Consider the following 12,373-nt stretch of genomic DNA (forward strand, 5'->3'; position numbering starts at 1 on the left):
TGAGGTGGCCGGTCCCGTGACGCTTACGAGGTTCAGGTGATGAACGGTCCCCGCGGCCGATGGCCGCGGGGACCGGACCGCCCGTACCGGTGGATCGAGGATCTGCTCACCGCGCCCGGGTCGCGCCGACATGCGTGCCGGCAGGCCGGTGGCCTCGACCGTGGGTGCGGGCCGGAGCAGAGGTAGCGCCATGACGATGTTCGCCGACGCGACGGTGATGACGGTGGCGACCCCGAGGAGGGTCGGAACGAGCCCCACCCGGTCGATGACCACGCCGGCGGCGAGCAGTCCCAGTGGCCCAGCGACGGCGCTCATCGCAGCTGGCCCGAGCCGCCGGGACGCCAGTACGGCCAGGGACGATCCGGCGAGCAGGCCGGCACCGGTTCCGGCCAGCAACAGACCGCTCAGCGCCGCGTGACCGCCGTATGTCCGCTGCGCGGCTCACCCCGGCGCACCGAGCGTGTGCGTGCTGCCGGTCTGCGCCGGCCAGGGCAGCGCGGCGCGGTCGAGCTTGCCGTTGGCGGTGGCTGGGAAGCCGTCCACGAACACGACCGCCGCCGGAACCATGTAGTCCGGCAGTCCCGCCGCCACATGCCGACGCAGCTCCCGTACGGTCGGACGGCAGCCGGGTGCCGGCCGGACGTAGGCCACCAGCACCCGGTCGCCGTCCCGGTTCGGCCGGGCCAGTACCACCACGTCCCGGACGTCAGCGTGGCCGCGGAGGCGGTGCTCGACCTCCCCGAGCTCGACCCGCGCGCCGCGGATCTTCACCTGCCCGTCGACCCGGCCGAGGATGGTCAGCACACCGTCGGGGCCGAAGCTCGCCCGGTCGCCGGTGCGGTACAGCCGACCCCCGGGGTCGGGTCCCAGCGTGTCCGGGATGAACCGCTGCCCGGTCAGTTCCGGCTGGCCGTGGTAGCCGATCGCGAGGACATCGCCGCCGATGAGCAGGTCGCCCGGGACGCCGACCGGGCACGGCCGCAGGTTCTCGTCGACCACCCAGTACTGGGCGTTGTCGATCGGCCGGCCGTACGGAACGCTCCGCCAGGCCGGGTCGACCGCCCCGACCTCGTACCAGTTCGCCCATACGGTCGTCTCGGTCGTGCCGCCAAGGTTGACGATCGTCGCACGGGTGAAGACCGACCGCACGTCGTCCGGCAGGGTCAGCGGTGGGAAGTCGCCGGCGAGGTAGACCAGGCGAAGGTCGCCCGTCCCGGCGTCGTCGCGGTGTCCGTCGAGCAACGGCGCGAGGTGGGCCAGCGTCGTCGGCGCGGAGTTCCAGAACGTCACCGGCTCGCGTAGCAGGACGTCGATCAGCAGTTCCGGGTCGCGTCGCTGCGCATCGTCGGCGATGTACACGCCGGCCCCGTACCCGGGCAGGCCGAGCAGGTCGAAGACGGACAGGTCGAAGCTGAACGAGGCGACCGACAGGCCGAGGTCGTGCGGGCCGAAACCGTGTGTGCGCTGACACCAGGCGAAGAGGTTGTGCAGCGACCGGTGCGCCACCTCGACGCCGTTGGGTCGGCCGGTGGTGCCGGAGGTGAAGACCACATAGGCGGTGGAGTCGGCGTCGGTGCCGGGTTCGGGGCCGCACAGTTCACGGCGGTCCGGGACAGGGTGGTCGGCGGACACCGCAGCTACCCCGGCCGGTACGGACCAACTGTCCCCGCCGGCCGCGACGACAAGTACCCGCGCACCGGCCTCGGCCAGGAGGGTATGTGCCCGCTCGGCCGGGAGCGTCGGCTCCACCGGCAGGTAGTAGCCGCCCGCCTTCAGCACGCCGTACACGGCGACCGCCAGCTGCGGGCCGCGCGGCACCCGGATCCCGACCGGTGTCTGCGGTCCGACCCCGCGGTCGCGCAGTGCCCACGCCAGCCGGTTGGCACGCCGGTCCAGTTCGGCGAAGGTCAACGTGCCGCCGGCCCAGCGCACCGCCACCGCGTCCGGTCGGAGCCGGGCCTGCGCCTCGAACCGCCGGTGCACGGGGCCGTCCGCGGTGAACCCGCGGGTGGTGGCGTTCCACGCCCGCTGCTGCGCGGTGGGCCCGAGTGCGGCCGTGCCGGTCGTCGTCGTGGTCATCGGGAGCCACCCAGCACCGCGCTGATCACATCGGTCAGGTGCTTGAGCAGGGGCGGTTTCATGATCCCGATGTGGTCTCCGGGTACCCGGTGCAGTTCGATGCCACCGTCGATCAGCTCCTCCCACCGAGCGTAGTAGTCGGTGAAGGCCTGGCCGGAGGTCACCACGTGCCGGCTGTTGGCGAGCGCGTCGCTGACGATGAGGTGCAGCTTGCCGGCGTAGGTCGGGTTCGGGTACTCGATCAGGGCCTCAAGCGATTCCCGCCAGACGCGGACCATCCGCGGCCAGGCGGTGCCGACGCCGCGCTCGGGCAGCGCCATACCCTCGCTGTCGTCGATGTCGTTGGCGACCCGTCCGTACAGGTCCATGATCTCGGCGCGGCGTTCGGGTGTGTCCATCTGCGGCCCACCCCGGTCGATCTCCAGGACCAGCTTCTCCAGCCGGCGCACAAAGCCCATCTGCTCGTAGAACTTCGGCCTGGTCTTTGCGTCCAGCACCGGGTCGAGAAGCATGAAGATCACCTCCTCGCCGGCGTCGAGCAGCATGGTGGCGAGCGCCGCCGCGATGGTGCTGCCGCCGCACCAGCTGAAGATCCGGTACGGCCCGTGCGGTTGGACGGCCCGTAGCTCGTCGAAGTGCCGGCGGGCCATCTCGTCGGCGGTGGGGATCGGCGCGTTGTCACCGTGCGGTTTCGGCCACTCGAATGCGGCCAGCGGAAGTTCGGGGTCCAGATAGGGCAGGAAACGCTGGAACCAGTGGGCGCTGCCGCCGCCCGGGTGGATGCAGAACAGCGGAGCGCCGGTGCCGCGACGCAGCCACAGCATCGCGCAGTTGCGGCTACCGGCCTCGGCCGGCTGCTCCGGGATGCCGACCGCGCCGGCAACGATCGCGGCAGCCAGCCGCGCGACGGTCTGGTGCTCCAGGAAGGCGCGGAACGTCAGCTCCACGCCGTGCGATTCCCGCAGCAGCGAGATGATTCGCATCATCGCCATCGAGTGGCCGCCGAGGTCGAAGAAGTCGTCGTCGACGCCGACCCGGTCCAGCCGCAGCGCCTGCTCCCAGGCACCGGCGATCGCCCGCTCCAGCGGCGTCCGCGGCGCCACCCGCTCCAGTTGCGCGGCGACCGGTTCCGGCTCGGCCGCCACCAGCGCAGCGCGATCGACCTTGCCGGAGGCGGTTACCGGGAACTGGGCGACGATGTGGCAGCGGGTCGGCACCAGGTGTGCCGGCAGCTGGCGGCGGACGTGATCGCGCAGTTCGGCAGCCGAGGGGGCAGCGCCGCCGGCGCCGTCGGTGAGCCGGACGAACGCCACAAGCGTCGCGTCCTCGGTGCCCGCCGCGGCGACCGCGACCGCCGCGGCCGCGATGGCCGGATGCACCTGCAACGCGTGCTCCACCTCGCCGAGTTCGATCCGGAAGCCGCGGACGCTGACCTGCTGGTCGCCGCGGCCGTGGAAGTACAGGGCGCCGTCGTCCGCGCGGGACACCACGTCGCCGGTGCGGTACATCCGGCTGCCGGGCGCTCCGTTCGGGTCCGGAACGAACCGGTCCGCGGTCAGGCCGGGTCGGCCGAGGTAACCGCGGGCCAGCCCCGCGCCGGCGACGTACAACTCGCCGCGCACCCCGGCGGGCAGTGGTCGCAGCTCGGCGTCCAGGACGTAGCAACGCACGTTCGCCAGCGGGGTGCCGATCGGCGGTACCTGGTCCGGCGTGCCGGCGAGGACCGGCGCATACGTGGCATATACGCACGTTTCCGTTGGGCCGTAGACGTTGACGAACGCGGCGTGCCGCGCCCACCGGTCGGCCTGCGCCGCGGGGCACGCCTCGCCCCCGACGAGGGTGATCCGCAGCTTCGGGAAGTCCGCCGGGTCCAACCGACTCAGCATCGACGGCGGCAGGAGGATGTGGGTGAGGGTGGCTGCCTCGCCGCGCAGGTCGCCCGGGTCGCGGCCGACCCCGGGCAGGACCAGCTCGGCGCCGGCGGTGAGCGCGGCGAGCAACTCGGACACCGATGCGTCGAAGCTCGCCGAGAAGAACTGCAACATCCGGTCGCCCGGCCGGACGTCGAAGATCTCCTGCTGGGCGTACCGGAGGTTGCGGGCGGCCCGGTGCGGCACGGCGACGCCCTTGGGGCGCCCGGTCGAGCCGGACGTGTAGGTGACGTACGCCAGATCGTCCGGTGACACGGTCTCCTGCGGCGCGGTGACCGGCAGGTCCAGCAGGGCGGACTCGTGAGTCACGTCGACGGTCGGCACCTGCGCGGAACCGACCCCGGTGAGGCCGGCCGGTGGCGGGCCGGCGGTGAGAACCACCGCGGCCGCCGCGTTGTCGAGCATGAACCGCAGCCGCTCGACCGGGTACTGCGGGTCCAGCGGTAGGAACGCGCCGCCCGCCTTGAGGACGGCCAGGATGCTGACGGCGAGGTCGGGTGTGCGCGGCAGGCAGACGCCGACGACGGTGTTCGGGCCGACGCCGAGCGCGCGCAGTCGGTGTGCCAGCCGGTTGGCGCGCAGGTCCAGCTCGGCGTAGTAGACCTTGACGGCGCCCTGCCGCAGCGCGACCGCGGTGGGTGTGGACCGGGCCTGCCGCGCGATCAGCCGGTGTACCGGTTCGTCGGAGGGCCAGGTTCGGTCGGAGCGGTTCGGCGCGACGAGGACCCGGTCGCGGTCGACACGTGCCAGCGTCACGGTGCGCGGCCCCGTGGCCGGTGCCGCGTCCGGGAGGGCAGCCGGGTCGCGGTCCGGGCCGGCGGCCATCGCGGCGAGCACCTGGCGGTAGGTGCGGGCGACCAGTTCCAGGTACGGCCGTCGGATCCGGCTCGGTCGGCCCACCAGGCACAGGCGGCCGGGGAACGACACCGCGGAGAACGGCAGCTCACTCGGGCTGAAGTCGGACTCGAAACCGATGCCGGAGCTCCAGTCGATCATATGGAAGTCCAGGTACGTGAAGCTGACGTCGACGAGTGCCGAGAGGTGCCGGCCGTCGCGTCGCATCGCCGCCATCGGGTAGCGCCGGTGTGGCCACAGCCGAGCCTCCTGCGCGAAGACCGCCCGTACCAGGTCCGGCCAGCTCGCGGCGGTCAGATCGGCGGGGAACGGCACCGTGTTCAGGTACATGCCGATCACCTCGTCACCGCGTGGCAGCTCCGGCCGGCCGTTGACGACCAGCCCGGCGGAGAAGCGCTGCCGCCCGGTTACCACGCCCCAGGCCGTGAGGTGGGCGGCGTGCAGCACGCTCTTCAGCGACACACCCGCGTCGGCCGCCAGCCGGCGCAGCGCCGGTTCCAGGTCGGCGTACCCGACGTCGATCGAGTCCGGCGCGTCGTCGGTCCGGTCCGCGCCGGCCTCCGGATCGCCCCACCCGGCCGGGATCTCCAGCTTGTCCGTGGCCGTGATGGTGGCGGTCCAGAAGTCCCGATCGGCGGCCGATGCCAGCGACTCCTGCTCGGCGGCGATGAAGTCGGCGAACCGGACGGCGGGCGGCGACGCCGGCTGCGGGGTGTCGCCCCGGCGCAGCGTCCGGTAGGTCTGGATCAGCTCACCGACCACCGACGTCTGGCTCCACCCGTCCAGGATGGCGTGGCACTCGACGTGGGTGAGCCACCACTCGCGTTCTCCCGTGCGGTGCACCGTGTAGCGCAGCAGCGGCGGCATGGCCAGGTCCAACGGCACGTCGCGCTGGGCGATCAGGAACTCGTCCAGGACCTGGCGCTGCGCGGCCGGGGGCAGGTCGCGCAGGTCGTCCAGCTCCACCGGAACCTCAGCGGTCTCGTGCACCAGTTGCAGCGCCCGGGTGTAGCCGGTGAGCGCGAACGAGGTGCGCAGGATCTCGTGCCGCTGCACCAGCAACGCCGCGGCTGCGCGCAGGTCGGCCAGGTCGAACGGCAGCTCGTCGGCGATGCGGTAGCAGCTGACGTTGACGTAGACGGGCCGCTGTGCGGCCAGCATCTCGTACACCATCCCGGCCTGGATCTCGCCCATCGGGTACGCGTCCACCACGCCCGGCGGCAGCAGCGCGCGGTCGGCGTCGGACAGCAGCGCGAACGACGCCACTGCCGACGGGCCGGCGCCAGGCTCGACCGGTTCCCGCGTACCGACCAGTTCGGCCAGCTCGGCCACCGTGGCGTGACTGAACAGGTCGTGCACCGACACCGGCAGGCCGGCGGCCCGCAGCGCACCGACGGCCCGGATCGCCCGCATCGAGTCACCGCCGAGGGTGAAGAACGCGTCGTGCCGGCCGATCGTGTCGATGCCCAGCGCGTCGGTGAACGCGTCCGCGAGCGTCCGCTCAAGCTGGGTGAGCGGCTCCGCTTCGGCCGGCCCGACATGCGCGGGCGGCGCCGGCAGCGCCCGCACGTCGACCTTGCCGGCGGCGGTCAGCGGTAGCGCGTCGAGGACGATCCAGCGCGTGGGCACCAGGTTCAGCGGCAGCCGGGCCCGGGCGTACGCCGCGACCACGTTCGGATCGACCGAGCCTTCGAGGTAGGCGACGAGCCGGTCGTCGTGCACGGTGACCACGGCGGCGGCGACGTCCGGGTACGCGGTGAGTACCGCCTCGACCTCGCCTGGCTCGATGCGGTTGCCGTGCAGCTTCACCTGCCGGTCCAGCCGGCCCAGGTATTCGATCGTGCCGTCGGCGCGGTGCCGGACCAGGTCGCCGGTGCGGTAGAGCCGGCCCCCGGCGCCGAACGGGTCGGGAACGAACCGGTCGGCCGTGTCCGCCGGGCGCAGATAGCCACGGGCGAGCTGGACGCCGGCCAGCACCAGCTCGCCGGGCACGCCGACCGGCTGCAGGCGCAGGTCCGCATCGACGACGTAGGCGCGGGTGTTGGCGACCGGCCGGCCGATCGTGACCGGCTCCCCGGGCCGGCACCAGGCCGCGGTCACGTCGATCGTGGCTTCGGTGGGACCGTAGAGGTTGTACAACGGGCAGCCGATCTTCGTATGCACGGTCGCCGCCACCTCGGCGGGCAGCGGCTCGCCGCTGGCGAAGAGTCGCCGCACCGACGGCAGCGGGCCGGGCAGCTCGTCGAGGAAGGCCCGCAACATCGACGGCACGAAGTGCAGCGTGCTCACGCCGTGCTCAGCGATCACCCGAGCCAGGTACGCCGGGTCGCGGTGCCCGCCCGAACGGGCGACCACAAGCGTCGCGCCGGTCACCAGCGGCCAGAACAGCTCCCAGACCGAGACGTCGAAGCCGTACGGCGTCTTGTGCAGCACCCGGTCCGTGCCGTCGAGGGGGTACTCGCGCTGCATCCAGGTCAGCCGGTTCAGCAGCGCCCGATGGGTGATCACCACGCCCTTGGGTCGGCCGGTCGAGCCGGAGGTGTACAGCACGTACGCCGGGTGGTCCGGGTGGAGGGCGGCGCCGAGCGGGCCGTCGGGGGCGCCATCGACGGCGTCCGGCCGGACCAGCGTCCGCGTGGTGTGGCCGACGGTCGTCCGGTCGGTCACCACGATCCGCACGCCGGCCTCGGTGAGCTGGTCTTCCAGCCGCGAGGCCGGGCTCTCGGTGTCCAGCGGCAGGTAGGCCCCGCCGGCCGTGAGCACGGCCAGCAGCGCGGTCACCAGCTCCGGGCCGCGTTCCAGGCACACCCCGACCACCGACTCGGGGCCGACGCCGAGCGCACGCAGCCGGTGCGCCAGCGCGGTGATCCGGACGTCCAGCTCGGCGTAGGACAGGCTGCCGTCCTCGGTCCGTACGGCCACCGCGTCCGGGGTGGCGGCCACCTGGGCCCGGAACAGCTCCGGCACCGTGCCGGCCGGCACGTCGGACGCGGTGTCGTTCCAGCCGTCGAGCAGCAACTCGCGTTCGGTCGGCGGCAGGATGGTGATGGCGGACAGCGGGGTGTCCGGCGCCGCGGCGACACCTGCCAGCAGTTGCCCGACCTGCGCGGCGAACCGCTCGATCGTGTCGCGGTCGAACAGACTGGTCGCGTAGACCAGGGCACCGGCGAGCGTGCCGTCCGGGCCGGGGGCCACCGCCAAGGTCAGGTCGACCTTGGCGTCGGCGAACGGGATCGGTACCTGCTCGACGTCCAGGCCGGGTGCGTGGAAGCCGCCCGGACCGGCCTCCTGCCAGACGAGCATCGTCGAGAACAGCGGAGTGCGCGCGGGGTCGCGGACCGGTGCCAGGTCATCGACGAGTTGATCGAACGGCAGCTCCTGGTGGGCCATCGCGCCCAACGCGGCACCACGGACCCGGTCGACCAGGTCACCGAACGTCGGGTCGCCTTCCAGGTCGGCCCGCACCACGACGGTGTCGAGGAAGAGTCCGATCAGGTTGTGCGTGTCGTCGTGCCCACGGCCGGCGACCGGCGTTCCGACCGTGACGTCGGTCCGGCCGCTCCACCGTCCGAGGACGACCGCGTACGCCGCCAGCAGGACCATGAACGGCGTGGCGCGGTGCGCGCGGGCGAGCCGGCCCAGCGCCGCCGCCACGCTGGTGGGCACGGTGAACGGCACGATGTCGCCGGCGGCGTCGCGTACCGCCGGCCGCGGCCGGTCGGTCGGCAGGTCCACCGGCGTGGCGTCGGCGAGCTGCCGACGCCAGTACGGGAGTTGGGTGCCGCGCAGCTCGGCGATCCGTTGTCCCTGCCAGGCCGCGACGTCGGCGTACTGCACCGACAGCGGGGCGAGGTCGGCGGGGCGATTGTCGAGGGCGGCGGTGTAGCGGCGGCGCAGCTCGTCCACCAGCAGGTTCTCCGACCAGAGATCCATCGCGATGTGGTGGGTGGTGAGCAGCAGCAGGTTCTGGTCCGGTTCACGCCGGACCAGCAGCGCGCGGAAGACCGGCCCGGCGGCCAGGTCAACCGGCTCGCGGTCGACCGACATGAGCTGGTCGAGCAGCGTGCCCTGGGTCTCGCTGTCGAGGTGGGTGAGGTCCCGGACCGGCAACGGGACTGGGGCGGGTGGGTCGATCAGCTGCACCGGCTCACCGTCGGGACCGGCCGGGTAGCGGGTGCGCAGCACCTCGTGCCGCGCCACCAGCCCGTCCAGCGCGGCCTGCAACGCGGCGACGTCGAGCCGGCTGCCGGGGTGGTCGACCATGTGCAGCGCGATCTGGACCACGTACTCGACACCACCGGGACGCAGCTGGTCGAGAATCCACAGCCGGCGCTGCGCGGGTGACAGCGGCGGCGCGACGGCCCGTGACACCTGAGGGATACCAGGCTCGGTGAACGTCTCCAGGCCGTGCAGCCGGCGCTCCAGCAGCTGTTCGTGCAGGCTGGGCGACTCCAACATCTCGGTCATCGGGTTCCTTTCGGGGCGGCCCGGAGCAGTACGCCCTGCACCTGGCTGGTGGACATTCGGCCGACGTCGGCGCGGACCGCGGCGGTGACCGCAGCCGCGAGTTCGGCCACCGTGGCGGCCTCGAACAGGACCTGCACGGGCAGATCGACAGCGAACGTGCGCCGCAGCGCGGCGCGCACCCGGATCACCAGCAGCGAGTTGCCGCCGAGGTCGAAGAAGTCGTCGTCGGCGGCGATGTCGTCGACGTCGAGCAGAGCCGACCAGATTCCGGCGACGGCCTGCTCGACCGGGCCGGACGGCGGCACCGGGGCGGCTGCCGGCTGTGTCGCAGGGATGGCCGCCGTGGTCGGCGCGCCGGGCGTCGGGGCCGGCTGGACCGCGCGGACCTGCGGAGCGCCGGCCAGCCGCTCGAGCAGCGCCACGTAGTCCTCGGCGAGCCACTGCATCGTCGTCCGGTCGAACAGATCAGCGGCGTACTCCAGCATGCACTGCAGGTCGCCCGCTGCCGTGCGGTGAACGGTGAACACCAGGTCGAACTTGGCGGCGGTGGCAGTCGCCGGCAGCGGCTCCACCGCGGCACCGCCGAGCGTGCCGGGCGTACCGGAGGTGTGGAGGACCTGGAACATGATGTCGAACAGCGGGTTGCGGGCGGGGTCCCGGCCGGGTCGGACCGCGGCCACGACGTCGTCGAACGGCACGTCGTTGTGCATCAGTGCGCTCAGCACCGTCTCGCGCACCCGGTGCAGCACCTCGACGAAGGACGGCCCGCCGGACAGGTCGGTCCGCAGCACCAGGGTGTTGATGAAGAAGCCGATCAGGTCCTCGGTCTCCGGCTCGTCCCGCCCGGCGTCGGCTAACCCGACCGCGATGTCGGTGCGGCCGGTCCGGTGCGCCAGCAGCACCTTGAACGCGGCCAGCAGTGTCATGAACGCGGTCGTGCCGTGCCGCTCGCCGATGCCGTCGACCAGCCGGGCGACGTGCCGCGGCACGTCGACGGTGAACACGTCGCCGCGCCGGTCGCGGCCGGCATCGCGCCGCCGGTCGGTGGGCAGTGTGACCGGGTCCAGCCCGGCGAGCCGGTCCCGCCAGTACTCGATGCCGGACGTGCCGGTGGCCTCCCGACGGCTCCGCTGCCAGGCCGCGACGTCGGCGTACTGCACCGGCGGTGGCGCCGGCCGGGGCCGGCCGGCCGCGAGCGCGCGGTACGCCTGATCCAGTTCGCGCATCAGGATGTCGCACGACCAACCGTCGACCGCGATGTGGTGCAGGGTGAGCCCGACCAGGTGTTCGGTGGGCGCAAGCCGTACCACGACGACTCGCAGCGGGTGTTCCCGGCGCAGGTCGAACGGCCGGGCCGCCGCCGCGTCGAGCATCGCCGCCGCCCGGGTCGCGGCATGCGGATCCCCCGCCGGGCCGCCGGAAAGGTCCACGACCGTGACGTCGGCCGGGCCGGGTGGATCGATGACCTGCACGGGATCGCCGGCGTTGTCCTCGTACCGGGTGCGCAGCACCTCGTGCCGGTGGACGACCTCGGTCACGGCGCGCTCGAACACCGCGGGATCCCATGCGCCGCGCAGGCGCAGGTGTGACCGGATGAGATACCCGGTACCGCCGCTGTGCAGCCGGTCGAGGAACCAGAGCCGCTCCTGCCCGGGTGACAGCCGCAGCACGCCGGTGCGCGGCACCGGCCGGATCGGCGGCGGGATGTTCATCGCGGTACCAACTCGGGCCGACATCAGTGGCCCCCCTTCACCGGCGATCGGCATCGGCATCGGCATCGGTTCCGAGAGTGGTGCCCACGGGCGGGCCCGGACCAGAGCCGGACCAGCAGCCCCGCCTCTGCCCGTCCTTCTCTGCCAGCGGCCGGGCGGGGCCGGCAGAGTCGGCAGGGTCAGCGGAAACCGGGGAGAGGCGGCGACATGTCCGGGACGTTCGCCCTACGCACGGTGGCGTCGTTCCTGCCGGAACGGTCGGTCGCCGTGGCCGAGCTGCCGGAACTGGCGTACCTGGGGCCGGCCGAGCGGCAGCTCTGCGCCGACCTCGGGATCGAGCGGATTCGCACCGATCCGGAGCTGGACGCGCTCCACCTGGCCGCCGGCGCCGCCAGCAGGGCGCTTGTCGCCGCCGGCCTCGGCGCGGATCAGATCGGGGCCCTGGTCGCGGTCGAGTCCCGTGCGCCGACCACGCTGATGAGTTCCGCCGAGACCCGGCTGCAGGCGCACCTCGGCGCCGACCGGGCGCTGACGTTCTCCGTCGGCGGGCTGGGCTGTGTGTCGATGACGCCGGCGCTGCTGGTGGCGCGCGGCCTGCTGGCCGCCGATCCGGATCTGAGCGACGTCCTCGTCGTGCACGGCAGTACGCCGGCCACGCCGCGGCGCTACCGGCACCCGGTGACGGTCAGCGGCGACGGGGGCATGGCCGCGGTCGTCTCGAGGGAGGGGCCGTTGCGCGTTCTCGACGTCCTGCAGGAGACCAACGGCCACTACTGGGACCTGTTCCGGGTGGACTACCGGGACCGCCCGTCGGCCCGCTGGTCCGAGCAGTGCCGCGATCTCCAGGAGTACTCCTTCACCCTGGCGCTGGAGAGCCGTGACCGGCTGGGCGCGATGTACCGACGCCTGCTGGACCGCAACGGGCTCGCGCCGGGGGACGTGGCCCGGAATGTGTGCCACAACCTGTCCCTGGGCGGGTTCCGGTTCCTTGAGGAGACGCTCGGCGTGACAATCGCGGCGGCCTGCCACGACAACCTGCGCGACCTGGGCCATCTCGGCGCGAACGACGTCCTGCTCAACCTGGCGACCGAGATCGGGACCGGGCGGCTGCGCGAGGGTGAGCGGGCCGTGCTGATCAGCGCCAGTCCCGTGGCCGCCTGGAGCATGGTACTGGTCGAGGTCGTCGGCGATCCCGGTGACTTCACCGTCGGTGACCGGTTCGGACAGCAGCCGGAGCCGGGCAGCGCCGGACCCAGCCGACGACCGACGGCGTTCCTGGACATCACACCAGCTCCCGAGACGGACGTGTGATCTGACCTGAGGAGAGGA

Annotated in this window: 5 protein-coding genes; 1 reads left to right on the forward strand and 4 read right to left on the reverse strand. The window is 72.9% G+C overall.

Annotated features, from left to right (window positions below):
• From Vse01_RS21690 to Vse01_RS21705, 4 genes are all read right to left on the reverse strand, one after another.
• Positions 1–315, reverse strand: a 315-nt coding sequence (locus Vse01_RS21690) for a hypothetical protein (protein WP_507762954.1), incomplete at its 3' end; no start/stop codon positions are given.
• Between the two features lie 126 nt (positions 316–441).
• On the reverse strand, positions 442–2,079 hold the full coding sequence (locus tag Vse01_RS21695; RefSeq protein WP_093411098.1) for an amino acid adenylation domain-containing protein: 1,638 nt from the start codon (positions 2,077–2,079) through the stop codon (positions 442–444).
• Positions 2,076–9,332 carry a non-ribosomal peptide synthetase gene (locus tag Vse01_RS21700; RefSeq protein ID WP_093411096.1) on the reverse strand — a complete coding sequence of 2,419 codons (7,257 nt, stop codon included), beginning with the start codon at positions 9,330–9,332 and terminating at the stop codon, positions 2,076–2,078. Before Vse01_RS21700 ends, Vse01_RS21695 begins: the two co-directional genes overlap by 4 nt.
• Positions 9,329–11,068 (reverse strand): condensation domain-containing protein, encoded by a 1,740-nt coding sequence (locus Vse01_RS21705; RefSeq protein ID WP_170863638.1) that lies wholly within the window; start codon positions 11,066–11,068, stop codon positions 9,329–9,331. Before Vse01_RS21705 ends, Vse01_RS21700 begins: the two co-directional genes overlap by 4 nt.
• 183 nt (positions 11,069–11,251) lie before the next feature.
• Between Vse01_RS21705 and Vse01_RS21710 the strand changes: the two genes are divergently transcribed.
• Positions 11,252–12,355 carry a ketoacyl-ACP synthase III family protein gene (locus tag Vse01_RS21710; RefSeq protein WP_093411092.1) on the forward strand — a complete coding sequence of 368 codons (1,104 nt, stop codon included), beginning with the start codon at positions 11,252–11,254 and terminating at the stop codon, positions 12,353–12,355.
• The last annotated feature ends 18 nt before the right edge of the window (positions 12,356–12,373 follow it).

The organism is Micromonospora sediminimaris (assembly GCF_016863575.1).
Lineage (GTDB): Bacteria > Actinomycetota > Actinomycetes > Mycobacteriales > Micromonosporaceae > Micromonospora > Micromonospora sediminimaris.

Coding starts and splice junctions, on each gene's coding strand:
- Vse01_RS21695 (WP_093411098.1), bottom strand. CDS start 2,079: ATGACCACGACGACGACCGGCACGGCCGCACTCGGGCCCACCGCGCAG.
- Vse01_RS21700 (WP_093411096.1), bottom strand. CDS start 9,332: ATGACCGAGATGTTGGAGTCGCCCAGCCTGCACGAACAGCTGCTGGAG.
- Vse01_RS21705 (WP_170863638.1), bottom strand. CDS start 11,068: ATGTCGGCCCGAGTTGGTACCGCGATGAACATCCCGCCGCCGATCCGG.
- Vse01_RS21710 (WP_093411092.1), top strand. CDS start 11,252: ATGTCCGGGACGTTCGCCCTACGCACGGTGGCGTCGTTCCTGCCGGAA.